This is a genomic window from Janthinobacterium sp. C22 (assembly GCF_057919405.1).
This window is the reverse complement of sequence record NZ_CP193659.1, coordinates 1931720-1948208: the sequence shown is the minus strand read 5'-3', so window position 1 is coordinate 1948208 and position 16489 is coordinate 1931720. Positions and strand designations below refer to the sequence as shown.

13 protein-coding genes and 1 pseudogene are annotated in these 16489 nt (G+C 66.2%); 8 read left to right on the top strand and 6 right to left on the bottom strand.

The window, feature by feature from the left end:
• Positions 1-86: 86 nt before the first annotated feature.
• The 8 genes from ACRHIG_RS08970 to ACRHIG_RS08935 all read left to right on the top strand — a co-directional run bounded on the left by ACRHIG_RS08970 (position 87) and on the right by ACRHIG_RS08935 (position 8083).
• The gene (locus tag ACRHIG_RS08970; protein WP_489630776.1) at positions 87-437 is read left to right on the top strand and encodes an STN domain-containing protein; all 351 of its coding nucleotides are present in this window, start codon (positions 87-89) and stop codon (positions 435-437) included.
• Entirely contained in the window at positions 374-2431 is a 2058-nt protein-coding gene (locus tag ACRHIG_RS08965; RefSeq protein WP_489629975.1) for a TonB-dependent siderophore receptor, read from the top strand. The genes ACRHIG_RS08970 and ACRHIG_RS08965 overlap by 64 nt, the downstream gene beginning before the upstream one ends.
• 270 nt (positions 2432-2701) lie before the next feature.
• Entirely contained in the window at positions 2702-3913 is a 1212-nt protein-coding gene (locus tag ACRHIG_RS08960) for a TonB-dependent siderophore receptor (protein ID WP_489629974.1), read from the top strand.
• Positions 3910-4962 carry a TonB-dependent siderophore receptor gene (locus ACRHIG_RS08955; RefSeq protein WP_489629973.1) on the top strand — a complete coding sequence of 351 codons (1053 nt, stop codon included), beginning with the start codon at positions 3910-3912 and terminating at the stop codon, positions 4960-4962. The genes ACRHIG_RS08960 and ACRHIG_RS08955 overlap by 4 nt, the downstream gene beginning before the upstream one ends.
• A 50-nt stretch (positions 4963-5012) precedes the next feature.
• Positions 5013-5759, top strand: coding sequence for a DUF4198 domain-containing protein (locus ACRHIG_RS08950; RefSeq protein WP_489629972.1), 747 nt, complete (start codon positions 5013-5015; stop codon positions 5757-5759).
• 2 nt (positions 5760-5761) lie between these two features.
• Positions 5762-6097: a DUF3649 domain-containing protein gene (locus tag ACRHIG_RS08945; RefSeq protein ID WP_489629971.1), complete on the top strand. Its 336-nt coding sequence runs from the start codon at positions 5762-5764 to the stop codon at positions 6095-6097.
• On the top strand, positions 6094-7644 hold the full coding sequence (locus ACRHIG_RS08940) for a PepSY-associated TM helix domain-containing protein (protein ID WP_489629970.1): 1551 nt from the start codon (positions 6094-6096) through the stop codon (positions 7642-7644). Before ACRHIG_RS08945 ends, ACRHIG_RS08940 begins: the two co-directional genes overlap by 4 nt.
• Positions 7645-7714: 70 nt before the next feature.
• On the top strand, positions 7715-8083 hold the full coding sequence (locus tag ACRHIG_RS08935; protein ID WP_489630775.1) for a DUF3325 domain-containing protein: 369 nt from the start codon (positions 7715-7717) through the stop codon (positions 8081-8083).
• Here ACRHIG_RS08935 and ACRHIG_RS08930 read toward each other — a convergent pair.
• The 6 genes and pseudogenes from ACRHIG_RS08930 to ACRHIG_RS08905 form a co-directional block, all read right to left on the bottom strand.
• Positions 8070-9878, bottom strand: a complete 1809-nt coding sequence (locus ACRHIG_RS08930) for a putative bifunctional diguanylate cyclase/phosphodiesterase (protein WP_489629969.1) — start codon at positions 9876-9878, stop codon at positions 8070-8072. The two genes, ACRHIG_RS08935 and ACRHIG_RS08930, sit on opposite strands and share 14 nt — an antisense overlap.
• A 168-nt stretch (positions 9879-10046) precedes the next feature.
• A complete protein-coding gene (locus ACRHIG_RS08925; protein WP_489629968.1) occupies positions 10047-11675 on the bottom strand; it encodes a methyl-accepting chemotaxis protein in 1629 nt (542 codons plus the stop codon).
• Between the two features lie 226 nt (positions 11676-11901).
• Positions 11902-13374, bottom strand: a complete 1473-nt coding sequence (gene xylB / locus ACRHIG_RS08920; protein WP_489629967.1) for a xylulokinase — start codon at positions 13372-13374, stop codon at positions 11902-11904.
• Positions 13375-13405: 31 nt separating this feature from the next.
• Positions 13406-14284, bottom strand: coding sequence for an AraC family transcriptional regulator (locus ACRHIG_RS08915; protein WP_475414770.1), 879 nt, complete (start codon positions 14282-14284; stop codon positions 13406-13408).
• A 72-nt stretch (positions 14285-14356) separates the two neighbouring features.
• A pseudogene (locus ACRHIG_RS08910) lies at positions 14357-15444 on the bottom strand (ABC transporter ATP-binding protein); the annotation flags it as partial.
• A gap of 2 nt (positions 15445-15446) precedes the next feature.
• On the bottom strand, positions 15447-16487 hold the full coding sequence (locus ACRHIG_RS08905) for an NAD(P)-dependent alcohol dehydrogenase (protein ID WP_475414772.1): 1041 nt from the start codon (positions 16485-16487) through the stop codon (positions 15447-15449).
• Positions 16488-16489 lie beyond the last annotated feature (2 nt).

Below are 16489 nucleotides of genomic sequence, written 5' to 3'. Positions count from 1 at the left end.
GTTAATCGACAATAAATTAACCTGGAGAAATGCAACATGTGGTCCCCCCGCCTCAATCTGACACCCGCCCCCTCGCCTTGGCCGCCATGCTGGCCCTGGGCAGCATCTCCCTGGCACAGGCGCAAACGGCGCCCACCGTCACGCTGTCCATCGCCGCCCAGCCGCTGGGGCAAGCCCTGAATGAACTGGCGCGGCAAGCCAATTTGCAACTGCTGTTCGCGCCCGAACTCGTAGCCGGCAAGACGGCGCCCGCCGTCAGCGGCACCCTCGGCGTGGCCGACAGCCTGGAGCGCCTGCTGGCCGGCAGCGGCCTGGCCGCCAGCATCGACGGCAACAGCGTCATCATCCGTCCGGCGCCCCCGCCACGGGCAAGGTGGCGACCCTGGCGGAAATTACCGTCAGCGCGCGCCAGGAGGCGACGCCAGACAGCGAGCTGACCAAGTCGTATGCGGCGCAGGCGGTGAGCATCGGCAAGGGCCGGCAAAGCCTGCGCGAGATTCCCCAGTCCATCTCCGTGCTGACGCGCCAGCAACTGAACGACCAGAATTTGCTGAGCCTGGACGACGCCATGCGCGGCGTGACGGGCATCACCGTCGAGGCCAGCAGCACGGGCGGCAACCACGGTAACTTTTATTCGCGCGGCTATGCGCTCGATGCGGTGCAGGTCGATGGCGTGATGACGCCCGCCAGCACGGGCAACGATCTGTCGGCCGGCTTCGGCCTGGCCATCTATGACCGCGTGGAAGTGCTGCGCGGACCGGCCGGCCTGTTCCAGGGCGCGGCCGACCCGGGCGGCACCATCAACCTGGTGCGCAAGCGCGCGCGCGACACTTTTGCCGCCAGCGGCGTGCTCAGCGCAGGTTCCTGGGACCGCTACTACGCGGAAGCGGACGTCACGGGCCCCCTGAGCGCGGACGGCAGAGTGCGCGGCCGCCTGGTGGCCGCCTACGAACACCGGCGCTCCTTCGTCGACCATGTGTATGCGGAAAAACCGCTGCTGTACGGCACCATCGCCATCGATGTGGCGCCGGGCACCGTGCTGACGGGCGGCATCACCCACCAGCAATACAAGGGCCGCCCCGCCTTCGGCTTGCCCGCGTATGAAGACGGGCGTTTGCTCGACGTGCCCCGCTCCACCTACCTGGACCCGGCCTGGAACCACATCACGGAAAAGGTCACGGAATATTTTGCCGAACTCGATCACAAACTGGACAACGGCGGCCAGGTCAAGGTCACCGCCCTGCACCGCGAGCAAGATGAGCCGTCGCGCAGCTTCGGCTGGTCCGACTGTTCCGCCGATCCCGTCACGGGCGACAGCTGCCTGGTCAGCTGGAACTACCGCAGCCACTGGAAGACGCAGGGCCTGGACGCTTACCTGGCCACGCCGTTCCAGGCCTTTGGCCGCAGCCACGACCTGATCGTGGGCGCCGACTACCGCCAGGTGCACAAGAATTTCCGGTATGGCGGCGGAGACAATGCGCCGGTCAATATTTTTCATCCTGACAACAATATCGCGCAGCCCAGCTACACTTTTTCCAACGGCAATGACAACCGCACCAAGCAGTTCGGCCTGTACGCGCGCACCCGCCTGCAAGCGACGGACCGGCTGGCCGTCAACCTGGGCGGGCGCCTGACGCACTGGGACAACCACACCGTCAACCGCAACGCCTATTTCAACCAGTTCACCGATGTCAGCAACACGATCAAGGCCAAGTTCACGCCGTATGCGGGCCTGGTCTACGAGCTCGACAGGCAATTGTCGGCCTATGGCAGCTACACGCGCATCTTCACGCCCCAGTCCACCACGGACGCTGCCGGCCAGACCCTGAAGCCGCGCACGGGCCAGCAGTTCGAGCTGGGACTGAAGGCAGAACTGTTCGACAAGAACGTCAACGCGCACGCGGCCCTGTTCCGCATGGAAGATGAAAACCGCGTCATGCCCGACCCGGCCAACCCGCTGTTTTCCATCGGCGCGGGCAAGATGCGCAGCCAGGGCGTGGAAGCCGAACTGAGCGGCAGCCCTCTGCCGGGCTGGAACATCACGAGCGGCTATTCCTACACCAGCACGCGCACCCTGGAAGGCAGCGACGACCAGAAGGCGCAGCTGTACACCTTCATCGCTCCGCGCCACAACGTCAACCTGTGGACCAATTACCGGCTGGCCGGCGCGCTCGATAAAGTCAGCGTGGGCGGCGGCTTGCGCAGCGTCAGCAGCATGTATCGCCTGAACGGGCCCGTGAAATTCGAGCAGGGTCCCGTCACCACGGTGGGCTTGCAGGCAGGCTACCGCCTCAGTCCCAAACTGGAGCTGTCGCTGACGGTGAACAACCTGTTCGACAAAAAATACTACGCGCGCGTGTGGGCCGCCTATGGCTCCAACTTCTATGGCGAACCGCGCAACGCCATGCTGACCCTGCGCGGCCAGCTGTAAACGCCCCCGCTCCTGCACATACACGGCCGCCGCCAGCAATGGGGCGGCCGTGCGCATTTACAACATCACACTCTTGCATGTCTCGCAACCCCGCACTATAATAAGAATAGTTCTCATTCACATTTAGACTCGCCGGAGTCCGCACGCAGTCGCCTGACTGCCGTAAGGCTGGATGACACGCTGCGCCAGCCAGGCACCACCGCCAAGCAAGCCTCCCATACCAAAAACGCCAGCCGCCCGACGGCGGGCATACGAGAAGAAGGATGTTTCATGGCGCGAGCACGTTCGCTGGCCGGCATGGTTGCCGGCCCGTTTTCCCCAACCGTTGGCAATACCGCCCTGCGTCCGCTGGCCGCCGCCGTGCAGACGGCATTGCTGGCGGCGGCGCTGGGCGCAGGCACGGCGCTGGCCGCCGATACGAGCGCCAAGCCGGAGGAAGCCACCCTGAGCGAGATCAAGGTGCAGGCCCAGCAAGACAAGGCGTCGACGGAGCACACGGGCTCCTACACCACCAGACAGATGGCCACGGGCACGCGCATGGGCCTGTCGATGCGCGAAACGCCGCAATCGATTTCCGTGGTGACGCGCCAGCGCATGGACGACATGGGATTGAACAGCCTGGCCGAGGTGCTGGTGCAGTCGACGGGCGTGACGGTGCAGGAAAACGATAGCGAACGCACGAGTTTTTCCGCGCGCGGCTTTTCCATCGGCAATTATCAGATCGACGGCGTGGCCGTCAATTCCGGGTCGAATGCGCTGTTCGACACGGCCATCTATGACCGCATCGAAATCGTGCGCGGCGCCACGGGTCTGGTCAGCGGCAATGGCGACCCGTCGGCCACCATCAACATGCTGCACAAGCGCCCCGGCAAGGAATTTTCCGCCTCGGCCGGCCTGACCGTCGGTTCCTGGAGCAAGGTGCGGCTCGAAGGCGACATCAGCGCGCCGTTGAATGCGGACGGCAGCATCCGCGGGCGCGTCGTCGTGGCCGGCCAGAACCGCCATTCCTACATGGACCTGTACAAGGAACGCAAGCTGGCGGGCGCCGTCATCGTCGAGGCGGACCTGACGCCTGCAACGTTGCTCACGGCCGGCATCGACTATCAAAAGAACACGCCGAAAGGCACGAGCTGGGGCACCACGCCATTGTTCTTCGCGGATGGCACGCCGGCCAACATGCCCCGCTCGTTCAACATGGCGGCCAAGTGGAGCAGCTGGGAGCGCGAGTTCCAGAACAGCTACATCTATCTCGAACACCGCTTCGCCAGCGACTGGAAGCTCAAGGCCGCCTACGGGCGCCTGGACAGCTCCTCGAACGGCAAGCTGTTCTACGGCGGCAGCGGCTATCCGAAACGCGACGGCAGCGGCCTGGAAGTCTGGAGCGGCGCCTTCCCCTACGAGGAAAAGCAGGACAACTTCGACCTGGCGGCCAATGGCAGCTTCCCCTGTTCGGCCGCCGGCACGACCTGGTGCTGGGCGTGAACGGCTGGAAGCGAAAGGGCACGACGAATGAAACCTTGCTACCCGATCCGCTGCCATTCGCCACGACCATCCCCGACTTCCGCAACTGGACGGGCGACGTGCCCGAGCCGGCGCTCACGCGCACGGGCGCGCGCGACGTCGCCACCACGAAACAGTCGGGCGCCTTCATCGCCACGCGCATCAACGTCACGGACAGCTTCAAGGTACTGGCCGGCGCGCGCGTGTCGAAGTGGGAGACGTATAACGACCGTTACGACACCCAGGGCCGTTTCGTCAAGCGCAGCTCCGCGTATAAAACGGACGATGTCATCACGCCATACGCGGGCGTGGTGCTGGACGTGAGCAAGAGCACGTCGCTGTACGCCAGCTATACGGACCTGTTCAAGCCGCAAAACCTGAAGGACAAGCACAACGCCTTCCTCGACCCGATCACGGGCAGCAACGTGGAAGCGGGCGTGAAGAGCGAATTCCTCGACGGCGCCGTGAACGCCTCGTTCGCCGTGTATGAAGCGAAGCAGGACAACCTGGGCGAGGAAGACAAGTCGGTGCCGCCCACCTTCGTGCTGCCGGACGGCGGCCGTCCGTATATCTCGACGGGCAAGGGCACGAAAAGCCGCGGCTACGAGGCGGAGGTGTCGGGCAGCCCCTTGAGCGGCTGGCAGCTGTTTGCCGGCTACACGCACAGCAAATCGAAGACGGGCAAGGGCGTGGTGACCAACACCATCCAGCCGACCAACATGCTGCGCCTCTCGACCACCTACCGCCTGCCGGGCGAGCTGCAAAATCTCACCATCGGCGGCGGCTTGAACTGGCAGAACGATATCTGGACGACGGCCACCCTGCCGAACAAAAGCAAGATCCGCGTCAGCCAGGGCAGCTACGTGCTGGCCAACCTGATGGCGCGCTACCAGATCAGCCCGAAACTGTCGGCCAGCCTGAACGTCAACAACCTGTTCGACAAGACGTATTTCCGCCGCGTGGGGTTCTATAACGGCGGCTATTACGGCGAGCCGCGCAACGTGGCGCTGAACCTGCGCTACCAGTACTGATGCACCGCCGGCCGCTTTTTCCACTCACATAACAAGATAAGGGTTACACCATGCACATCGCTTCCATCGCGCGCCCCGGCGCCCTCGCCACCGCCCTGCTGGGCGCGGCCATCGCCTGCGGCAGCGCCAGCGCGCACCAGATCTGGCTGCAGCAGGACGGCAAGGCGGCCAGCGTGTATTTCGGCGAATTCGGCGACAACCTGCGCGAAGCGTCGCCCGGCCTGCTGGACAAGTTCAGCATCCAGCGCGTGACGTGGATTTCGCCCGCCGGCAGCAAGCCGCTGCAGGCAAGCAAGACGGCCGGCGCCTTCCTCCTGAATGGCAAGGTGGCGGCCGGCGAAAGCATCATCGTCGAGGAAGACAACTACCCGTCGTGGGAAGAGAAAAAGGATGGCAAGGCCACGCGCACCGTGTGGATTCCTGCCGCGCGCCTGGTCGCCGACGGCAAGGCGCAATCACAAGCGCTGACCCTGGACCTGGTGCCGACCGGCAAAGCTGGCCAGTTCCAGGTCAGCTACCAGGGCAAGCCGCTGGCGCAGGCCAAGGTCAACGCCGTGGTGCAATCTGGCTGGGGCAAGGAAGCGTGGAGCGATGCGCAAGGCCTGGTCAGTTTCCCGCTGCCGTGGCAGGGCACGTATGTGCTGGAAGTGCAGCACACGGACAAGACGCCCGGCCAGCGCGGCGCGCAAGCGTATGACAAGGCCATGTTCGTGACCACCCTGAGCCTGGTGCAGCCGCAAGGCGTGACGCCGCTGCCGGCCGGCCCGGCCCTGCCGCCCAGCAAGGAACACGACTGACCATGCAAGCGCCAGCCATCATTAAAATGCCGCGCCTGCGCCTGTCCGCCGGGGTCATGTACCGCCTCGGCGTGGCGTCGCGCAGCGTGGCGGCCATCGCTGGCGGCTACGTGCTGGCCGCGCTGGTCACCATGCTGCTGTCGGTGAGCCTGCCCATGGCCCGTTCCGAAGCCGTCATGACGGCCACCCTGCTGTCGTTTGCCATCTACACCTGCGCCGTGATGTGGGTCTTCGCCACGCGCAGCGCCCTGCGCGCGTGGCTCGGGCTCGCAATCCCCGCCGCCGTCATCGCCGCCATCCTGCAATCGATGGGCGCACTATCCTGGAGTCTCGCATGAAAGAAGGTTTCCGCCAGTCGATGGCATGGCTGCACACCTGGTCCGGCCTGCTCGTCTGCTGGATCTTGCTGCTGGTGTTTTGCGCCGGCACGGCCAGCTACTACCGCAATGAAATCACCCTGTGGATGCAGCCCGAACTGCACGGCGCCGCCGCCAGCCAGGTGAGCACCGAGGAAGCGGCCAAGGTCGCGCAACAGGCGATGGAAGAGCGGGCAGAAGGCGCCACGCGCTGGTTCATCAGCCTGCCCGGCGAGCGCAGCCCCGCCACGCAGCTGGGCTGGAGCAAACCGTCCAAGCCCGGCGAAAAGAAACGCGGCAGGCGCGGCAATTTTCATAGCGAAAAAGCCGATCCGGCCACGGGCCAGGTGCTGTCCAAGCCGCGCGAGACGCGCGGCGGCGAATTCCTCTACCGCCTGCATTTCGACCTGCACTACATGTCGGCCATCTGGGGCCGCTGGATCGTGGGTTTCTGCGCCATGTTCATGTTCGTCTCCATCATCAGCGGCATCGTCACGCACAAGCGCATCTTCAAGGATTTGTTTACCTTCCGGCCGAAAAAGGGCCAGCGCTCGTGGCTCGACGCGCACAATGTGACGGCCGTGCTGGCCCTGCCCTACCACATCATGATCACCTACACGGGCCTGGTCACGTTGATGTTCCTGTACATGCCGTCCGGCGTCACGGCCGCCTACAAGGGCGACCAGGACGCCTTTTTCGCCGAAGCCTTCCCGGGCCGCTCGGGCGACAGCAAGCCGGCCGGCGTGGCCGCGCCGCTGACGCCGCTCGCGCCGCTCGTGCGCCAGGCGGAACAGCAGTGGGGCGGCAAGGTCGAGCGCATCTCCGTCAACCATCCGGGCGACGCCAACGCCACCATCACCCTGACGCGCGCCGGCGGACGCGACATGTCGTCGAAGCAGCCGTCGATGGAATTCGATGGCGTGTCCGGCAAGCTGCTGTCATCGGACGGCGAGGCGCAGCCCGGCGCCGCCGCCACGCAAGGCGTGATGGTCGGCCTGCACGTCGCGCATTTCGGCGGACCGCTGCTGCGCGCCCTGTTCTTCCTCTCCGGCCTGGCCGGCTGCGCCATGGTCGCCACGGGCGCCCTGCTGTGGGCCGTCAAGACGCGCCAGAAGCAGGCCAAGGCGCTGGCCGCCGGCAAGCGCGCCAGCTTCGGCCTGCGCCTGGTGGAAGCGCTCAACATCGGCGCCATCGCCGGCATCCCGATCGCCTTCGGCGCCTACTTCTGGGCCAACCGCCTGCTGCCGGTGGCGATGGAGGAACGCCCGAAAGAGGAAATCGCCTGCTTCTTCGGCGCCTGGGCCCTGGCCGCCATCATCGCCCAGCTGCGCCCGTCGCGCGCCATGTGGCGCCTGCAGCTGGCCGCCGGCGCCTTCCTGCTCGCGGCGCTGCCCGTGCTGAACGTCTTCACGACCCATTCGCACCTGGGCGTGACCCTGTTCTGGGACGCGGCCCCGTGCCGGTGGCCGCCTTCGACCTGGTGGTGCTGGTGCTGGGCCTGGGCCTCGCGTATGCGGCGTTCAAATTGAAACCGCTGCCCGTGAAAGCCTCCAAACCAGCACCGGCCAAGCCGGCGCCGACGACGATGGAGGCCGCGTGATGGAACTATTAGCCAATTTCCTCGTCTTCGCGCTGTGCTACGCGGGCCTGTCCTCGCTGTGCCTGGCCATGGACCGCCACTACGCCGACCTGCACGGGCGCGGCGCCGAACCGCCCGCGCCGCTGCGCCGCCGCCTGCAGTGGACGGGCTGGCTGGCGCTGGCGGCGGCCCTGGCCTGGTCCATGCACATCGCCGGCGGCGGCTATGGCCTCGTCTACTGGGTCGGCAGCCTGACGGGCTGCGGCTTGCTGCTGATCTGGCTGCTGCCGTATGCGCCGCACCAGGCCATGCGCCTGGCGCGCGTCATCGGCGGCGCGGCCGTGCTGGCCGCCGCGCTGCTGGCGGCGCTGTCCGTCACGCCGGGCTAGGCGACTTGAGCAGCGCCTCGATACCCTCGGGCGCCATGGCGCGGCCGAGGAAATAGCCAAACGCCTCGTCGCAGCCCATCTCGGCCAGCAGTTCCAGCTGCTCGCCGCTTTCCACGCCGCCGGCGATGCTGCGCAGCCCCAAGGTGCGCGCCATCGCCACGATGGCGCGCACCATGGCGCCGTCCCCGCCCGGCTTGCCCAGGTCGTCGACGAAGCACTTTTCGATCTTCACGGCATCCGTGGGAAAGCGTTTCAGGTAAGTGAGCGACGCGTCGCCCGTACCGAAATCGCTGATGGCGATCGCCATGCCCAGCTGGCGGAACTGGCGCAGTATCAATTCGCAGTTCTGGTTGCTGTCGATCAGGATGCCGGCGGCGATTTCCAGCTCGATGCAATGGCCCGGCACGCCGGCAGTCTCCAGCGCGGCGGCGAAATTGCGCGCGATATCGCGCTGGTAGAACTGGCGCGCCGACAGGCTGACGGACACCGTCAGCATCTGCCCCTGCTCGATCCACCTGCGCGCCTGTTCCACCGCCGTGGACATCACCCACGCCCCCACCGGCAGGATCAGGGCGCTTTCCTCCAGCACCGGTAAAAAGTCGAGCGGCATCATCAAGCCCAGTTCCGGGTGCTTCCAGCGCAGCAGCGCCTTCACGCCCGTGATCCTGCGCATCTTCAAGTCCATGCGCGGCTGGTAGAACAGGGCGAATTCATCGCGTTCGAGCGCGTGGCGCAGGGCCGTCTCGAGGATGGTGCGCGAATACGACTGCGTCTGCATGCGCGCGGCGTAACGCAGGCAGGTGCCGGGCGCGTGGCGCTTGGCCGCATACATGGCCAGGTCGGCCTTTTCGATCAGCGCATTGACGTCGTCGTCGTCGTCCGGATACAGGGCCACGCCCACGCTGGCCGCCACCGCCAGGCTGTACTCGCCGATGACGAAGGGCGCGGCGATGGCGGCGACGATCTTTTCGGCCACCCGCTCGGCATCGTGCGCCGTGCGCAGCTCCGTCAGCAGGATGATGAATTCGTCGCCGCCCTGGCGCGCCACCGTATCGACCTTGCGCACGCACTGCTGCACCCGGCGCGCGAACTCCGTCAGCACCTGGTCGCCCACGTCGTGCCCCAGGCTGTCGTTGATGGATTTGAAGCGGTCGATGTCCACGAACAGCACGGCCAGCAAACCCTGGTGGCGGCGCGCGTAGGCGATGCCGTGCTCGAAGCGGATCTGGAAATGCAGGCGGTTCGGCAGCCCCGTCAGACCGTCGTGGTGGGCGATGAATTCCAGCTGCTGCTCGGCGCGCCGGCGGGCCGACACATCGTGCAGCAGCAGCACCGCGCCGCCCTGCGCCAGCGGCGCGCAGCTGTACTGCACGTCGATGCGCTTGCCGTCGAGATGGCGCAGCAGCACGGCGCCGCGCGCCACCTCCAGCACTTCCTGGCGCGCCACGCAGTCGCGCACCTGGCGCGCCGCATCGATGGGCGTGCCGTCATGGAACAGCGGCAGCAGCCCGGTCACGGGCTGGCCCAGGCCATCGTCGCCCAGCAAGCCGCCCATGGCGCTGGCGCGGGGATTCAGGTACCGCACCACGCCGTCGTGGTCGGTGCCGATGACGGCCGCCGGCAGCGCATGCAGCAGCGCCAGCGCCTCCGCCATGCGCTGCGCCTGCGCCGCCTGCAGCACCGCGCCGGTCGCATGGCGCATGCGCCACATGCGCGCCGCCTGCCACTGGCAGGCCAGCAGCACGCTCAGCGTCACGGCCAGGCACAGGCACAGCGCCAGCAGCAGCGCCGTCATGCGTCACCCGGCAGGCGGAAAGTACGGGACATGGTTTTCCTTTGCAACGCGCGCCATGCGTCCGGGCGCAGATACATGCGGAAAGGAAATAGTATAAGAATTTCGGGGCGATATTTGCCTGATCGGGTGCCGCTTGACTGGCATCAAGCGGCGCGGGACACGCCGGCTTCAGGCCAGCGACAGCGTGCGGGCCAGGGCGGCGCCCGCCGGTGCGCCCACGCCGGGCGTGCCGTGCAGCTTGAAGATACTGACGGCGTCGGCCAGGCTGGCCGCCTGCTGCTGCAGCGCGTCCGCGGCGGCGGCGGCCTGCTCCACCAGGGCCGCGTTCTGCTGCGTCACGCCATCCATCTGGCTGATGGCGATGCTGATCTGCTCGATGCCGTCGCGCTGCTCCACGCTGGCCACGGCGATCTCGCCGATGATGGCGTTGACGCGCTGCACGCTGCTCACCACCTCATCCATCGTGCGCCCCGCCTGGCCGGCCAGCACGCTGCCCTCTTCCACCGTGCGCACGGATTCGCCGATCAACTGCTTGATTTCCATGGCCGCCGCGGCCGAGCGGTGCGCCAGGCTGCGCACCTCGGTCGCCACGACGGCGAAACCGCGTCCCTGCTCGCCCGCGCGCGCCGCTTCCACGGCCGCATTCAGGGCCAGGATATTCGTCTGGAAAGCGATGCCGTCGATGACGGCGATGATGTCGACGATGCGCTTCGAGGAGGCATTGATATGGTTCATGGTCTGCACCACCTGCGCCACGGCCGCGCCGCCGCGCTGCGCCACGTCGGACGCGCCGCCGGCCAGCTGGCGCGCCTGGTCGGCGTTGTCGTTATTCTGCCGCACGGTGGACGTCAGCTCGATCATCGAGGCGGCCGTCTCTTCCAGCGAACTGGCCTGCTCCTCCGTGCGCGAGGACAGGTCCATATTGCCGCTGGCGATTTCGCCGGACGCCATGGCGATGGCGTCCGTGCCGGCCCGCACCCTGCCCACGATGTCGGCCAGGTTGCCGCTCATCACTTTTAAAGCCCGCAGCAGGTCGCCGATTTCATCGCGGCTGCCGCCGGCCACCACGGCGCGCAAGTCGCCGGCCGCCACTTGCTGGGCGATGCCGACGGCCGCGCCCAGCGGCACCGTGATGCTGCGGATCAGCCACCACACGGTGACGCTGCCGACGACCAGGGTCACCAGCACCGTGGCCAGCATGACGATGCTGGCGCTGCGGTGCGCGGCCGCGTCTTCCTCCTTCATCTGCGCCATCAGGCCGTGCGACTGCTTGCCGATGGCCGCGACGATGGCGTCGATCTGGCGCGTCGGTTCGCGGTCCATGCCCTTGACCAGCGCATCGACCGTGTGGGCGCTGTCGGCGCGCGCGCCGTCATACTGTTGCAGCGCCGCCAGGTAGCTCACGCCGAGCGCATCGTGCGCCTGCAGCGCACGCTCCACGGGCGCCGTATCGAGTTTCAACGCGTGCATCATCGCCTGCAGGCTTTTCAATTCCTTGCGCGTCTGCGCGCCGCTGGCGACGAACGCTTCGCGGTAGCGCTGGAAGGCGGCCGCGTCGCCGCCGCGCAGCAGGATGTTTTTCCATTCCTGCACCTGGATCTTGAATTCCACCTGCGCGCTGCGCGCCGCGTCGACGGCTTCCGTCAGGGCCACGGAGCGCTGCATGGCGTCCGCGCCGCGCGCGCTGGCCGCGTCGAGCGCGCTCCAGCCGCGCGCGCCGACGAACACCAGCGCAAGAAAGAAGAAGGCGCCCAACAAACCCAGGCGGACGGAGATTTTCAGATTCGCAAGTTGCATATGTTTCTCCCGGCGGCAAGAACAGGATGGCAACAAAGATGCCGCAAAATCTATCCAATTCTCACCAAACGAGGAAATCATGCGGCGCGCCCCGTGAAAACCCAAGCGGCGCTTTCGCTAGAGAAACACTTTCAACATAGAAACAACAAATTACACGGGAAGATTGACTGTCTGGCCATATTCCCGCGCCTACAGCATGGCCGGGCAGGCAATCTTCCCGCCCCCTTCAGCGCGCCGCCGCGGCGCCCGCGAATTCTTCGCGCAGCAGCGGATACAAACGCCGGTAGCGCGCCAGGCGCTCGTCCAGCACGCCGCACGCCTGCGGCGCCACCGTTTCCTGCACGGCCGGGCGCGTGCACACCTGCGCGGGCGGCAAGCCCGTCACCGCCATCTGCGCCAGGCGCGCCGCGCCCAGGGTGCCGCCGGCCACGCCATGGTCGTGGCGCAGCACGTGCAAGCCCGAGGCATTCGCGCACAGCTGGGCCCAGAAACGGCTGCGCGAGCCGCCGCCAACGAACGACGCTTCTTTCAGATGCGTGCCGGCGCTGCGCAGGGCCGCATTGCCGTCGGCCATGGCAAAGGCCACGCCTTCCATCACGCTGTAGGCCAGTTCCGCGCGCCCGTGCTCCGTCGACAAACCGAAAAACACGCCGCGCGCCGTGGCGTCGTTGTGCGGCGTGCGCTCGCCGCTCAGGTAGGGCAGGAAGACGGGCGCCGTGCGCGCCTCGACGTTTTCCGCCAGTGTCACCAATTCGCCGATGTCGTTCGATTGCGTCAGGCGCGCCACCCAACTGAGGCTGGACGCGGCGCTGAGGATCACGCTCATCTGGTGCCAGCGCTCGGGCAGGCAATGGCAGAACGCGTGCACGCCCTGGCCCGGATTGGGCGCGAAACCGTCGCTGCCGGCGAACAGCACGCCCGAGGTTCCCAGCGACAGCAGGCCGGCACCCGGCTCCACCACGCCCAGGCCCACGGCGGCCGCCGCGTTGTCGCCCGCGCCGCCGGCCAGCAGCACCGCATGCGCGATGCCCCATTCCTGGCACAGCGAGGGCCGCACCTGCGCGGCGGCGGCGCTGCCTTCGACCAGGCGCGGCATGTGTTCACGCGAGAGGCCGGTGGCGGCCAGCATGCGCTCGGACCAGTCGCGTTTGGCCACGTCCAGCCACAGGGTGCCGGAAGCGTCGGACATGTCGGACACATACTCGCCCGTCAGGCGCAGGGCCACGTAATCCTTGGGCAGCAGGACCTTGGCCGTGGCGCGGAACAGCGACGGTTCGTATTTTTGCAGCCACAGCAGCTTGGGCGCCGTGAAACCGGGCATGGCCTGGTTGCCCGTGATGGCGCGCGACTCGGGCACCAGCGCCTCGAGCTCCACGCATTCGGCAAAGGCGCGCGTGTCGTTCCACAGGATGGCCGCGCGCAGCACGTGCTGCTGCTTGTCGAGCAGTGTGGCGCCATGCATCTGGCCCGACAGGGCGATGCCGCGCAAGCCGGAAAACGCCACCGGCTGCGCGGCGCGGATGGCGGCGATCACGTCCAGCGTGGCGTGCCACCAGTCTTCGGGATTCTGTTCCGACCAGCCGGGATGGGGACTGGAGACGCGCAGGGTCACGCCGCTGCTGGCGAGAATGGTCTGCGCGTCATCGGTGAGGATGGCCTTGACTTCGGAAGTGCCGATATCGATACCGAGATAAGTCACGATGGTTCCATAAAAAAGTGAAAACGGACCGTCAGGAAAACGACGCTGGCATGTTCATTTGCCCGCAGGAGCGGAATTTCGACGGCGACATCTGCTTGTGGACCAAAAACTGGCGGTTGAAATTGGAGAGGTTGTTGAAACCCGTGCGGTAGCAGATATCGGTGACCTTCATGTCCGTGTTCCTCAGCAGCTCGCACGCGAGCGCGATGCGTTCCTGGTTGACGTATTGAATGAACGAGGTGCCCGTATGCTTGCGGAAGAAACGCGTGAATTTCAAGGTGTTCATCTCCGCCACGTCGGCCACGTCCTGCTCGCAAAAATCCAGAGTGATGTTCTGCTTGATGTAGGTCAGCACCAGGTTGATGGTCGAGGACATATAGCGCCCCGCCTGCGCCAGGTAAGTCACGCTGGCCAGGGGCCGCCGCTCGCGGCACTCGCACAGCTCGCCGAACAGGCGCGTAAACAGCTCGACCCGGCGCAAGCCCTGCGCCGTCGTCAATTCCTTCATCAGCGGCACCAGGCGCAAGCCCAGCGCATCGGGAAATTGCAAGCCCCTGCCTGCCTCGCTCAGCAGGACTTTCAGGGGCGCCATTTCCGGGAACAGCAGCATGCAACGTTCGATGAAGTCGCTGGAAAACTGCAGCACCAGGTCGCGCTCGGGCAGGACCACGCCTTCCGGCAATTCGCTGACCCAGTTATGCGGCAGGTTTGGTCCTGTCAGGATCAGATTGCCCGCCCCGTAACTGCCGATATGGTCGCCGATAAAAAATTTGCCGTTTGAGGTGATGATGAAGTGCAGTTCGTACTCGGGATGAAAATGCCATTTCACCCCGGTATGCGGAAAGCCGTGCGCCCACGCGCGAAATGATTCGTGGATCGGTTTGTGGATCAGTTCCAGGTCAGGCGTCACGGCAGTTCCCCTTGCGCGGTCTCGTTGCCAGCTATTCTAACCACTTAGCTGAGCACTGAGCGCCAAGGCCAGTCCGCTGTCGGCGTCGAACAGGTGCATGTGCTCTTCATCGAAGGCCAGCGCCAGGCTCTGCCCCACCTGCGCCGCGCTGTTGGCCGCATTCGCCGGCAGCAGGGCGGACAAGGTCAAGGCGCCGCACTGAAAGCTGATCAGCGCTTCGGCGCCCAGCAGTTCGACCAGGTCGATGGCGCATGCCAGGCCATGCGTACCCGCCGGCTCGTCCGGCCGCGCCGCGCGCAAGTGGTTCGGACGCAGGCCGAAGACCACGCGCGTGCCGGCCGGCAAGGCCGCGAAGCGGGGGAAATCAGCGGCCAGCGGTAGCCGGCGCACACGAGCAGCGTTTGCCCGCCCTCCTTCTCGATGACGCCGTCGATGAAGTTCATGGCAGGGGTGCCAATGAACCCTGCCGCGAACAGGGTGCGCGGATGGTTGTACAGTTCCGCCGGCGTGCCGATCTGCTCGATATGCCCGCCCTTCATCAGCACCACCCGGTCGGCCAGGGTCATGGCCTCGAGCTGGTCGTGCGTGACGTACAGGGTGGTGGTGCGCAGGCGGCGGTGCAATCGCTTGATGTCGGCGCGCAGCTGCGCGCGCAGCTTGGCGTCCAGGTTCGACAGCGGTTCATCGAACAGGAATACCTGCGGCGTCTTGATCATGGCGCGCGCAATGGCCGTGCGTTGCTGCTGGCCACCCGACATGGCGCGCGGCTTGCGCTCGAGCAGGCTGTCCAGACTGAGGATGGCGGCCACCTCGCGCACGCGGCGCTCAATCTCGTCGTTCGGCACCTTCAGGCGGCGCAAGCCGAAGGCGATATTGTCGTACACCGTCATGTGCGGATACAGCGCATAGTTCTGGAACACCATCGCCACATTGCGCGCGCGGGGCGGCAAATCGTTGACGACGGCGCCGCCGATCAACAGCTCGCCGCCGCTGATGTCTTCCAGGCCCGCGATCATGCGCAGCAGGGTCGACTTGCCGCAGCCCGAAGGCCCCAGCAGGACGATGAATTCGCCGTCATCGATTTCCAGGTCGAACGGCTGCAGCACTGCCGTCTTCTGGTCATAAGTCTTGTGCAGCTGCCTGCAAGCGATATTTGCCATGCTTACGCTCCTGCCAGTTCGATCTGGATCTTGACGTCGCGCGGGTGGCCCTTGGCCGCTTCCTCGAACGCCTGCACGCCATCGGCAAAGCCGAAGGTGCGCGAAATGAAAGGCTTCACGTCGATCTTGCCGGAAGCGAGCAAGGCGATCGCGCGCGGGAAGATGTTCGCGTAGCGGAACACCGACTCGATACGCACTTCCTTGGCCTGGATGGCGACGATATCGAAGGGAACGTTGTCGGGCGGTATGCCGACCAGCACCAGGCAGCCGTTCGGGCACAGCAGGTCGACGATGTTGTCGTAGGCGCGCATGCCGCCGCTGGCTTCGAAGACGATGTCGGCGCCCCAGCCATCGGTGGCCTCTCGCACCGTGTCCGCCAGGCTGGCCTGGCGCACGTCGACCGTGGTCACGGCCGGGTTATCGGCGAACAGGGCCAGTTTTTCCGGCACCAGGTCGGCCAGGATCACGCGCGAGCAGCCGCCCGCCAGCGCCGCCAGCGCATTCATGGCGCCGATGGTACCGGCGCCGATCACCACGGCCACGTCGCCTGGCTTGATGGCCGCCTTCGTGGCCGCCTGCAGGCCGATGGACAGCGGTTCGACGATGGCGCCTTCACCGAAGCTGACGTTGTCGGGCAGCTTGAAGGTAAAGGCAGCCGGATGCACGACATATGGCGTGAGACAACCGTGGATGGGCGGCGTGGCCCAAAAGCGCACTGCAGGATCGAGGTTGTACAGGCCGCGCATGGTGGCCGGCGAATCGAACTGCGGCACGCCCGGCTCCATGCAGACCCGGTCGCCCACCTTCAGGTGCGTCACTTCATCGCCCACTTCGGCCACCACGCCGGACGCTTCGTGACCGAGCACCATCGGCGCGTCGACGGCGTAGGGGCCGATCTTGCCATGCTTGAAGTAATGCACGTCGCTGCCGCAGATGCCCACGGTATGAATCTTGATTTTCACGTCGCGCGGGCCGACGACGAGTGGCACGTCGATGTCGCGCAAGGTGATTTTTTCCGCCTGTTCCAGTACGAGTGCTTGCATGA

Excerpts from the sequence above, each read along its gene's own strand:
- ACRHIG_RS08925 (WP_489629968.1), bottom strand. The coding sequence starts at position 11,675 with ATGCAACTTGCGAATCTGAAAATCTCCGTCCGCCTGGGTTTGTTGGGC.
- ACRHIG_RS08960 (WP_489629974.1), top strand. The coding sequence starts at position 2,702 with ATGGCGCGAGCACGTTCGCTGGCCGGCATGGTTGCCGGCCCGTTTTCC.
- ACRHIG_RS08935 (WP_489630775.1), top strand. The coding sequence starts at position 7,715 with ATGGAACTATTAGCCAATTTCCTCGTCTTCGCGCTGTGCTACGCGGGC.
- ACRHIG_RS08970 (WP_489630776.1), top strand. The coding sequence starts at position 87 with ATGCTGGCCCTGGGCAGCATCTCCCTGGCACAGGCGCAAACGGCGCCC.
- ACRHIG_RS08905 (WP_475414772.1), bottom strand. The coding sequence starts at position 16,487 with ATGCAAGCACTCGTACTGGAACAGGCGGAAAAAATCACCTTGCGCGAC.
- ACRHIG_RS08945 (WP_489629971.1), top strand. The coding sequence starts at position 5,762 with ATGCAAGCGCCAGCCATCATTAAAATGCCGCGCCTGCGCCTGTCCGCC.
- ACRHIG_RS08950 (WP_489629972.1), top strand. The coding sequence starts at position 5,013 with ATGCACATCGCTTCCATCGCGCGCCCCGGCGCCCTCGCCACCGCCCTG.
- ACRHIG_RS08930 (WP_489629969.1), bottom strand. The coding sequence starts at position 9,878 with ATGACGGCGCTGCTGCTGGCGCTGTGCCTGTGCCTGGCCGTGACGCTG.
- ACRHIG_RS08940 (WP_489629970.1), top strand. The coding sequence starts at position 6,094 with ATGAAAGAAGGTTTCCGCCAGTCGATGGCATGGCTGCACACCTGGTCC.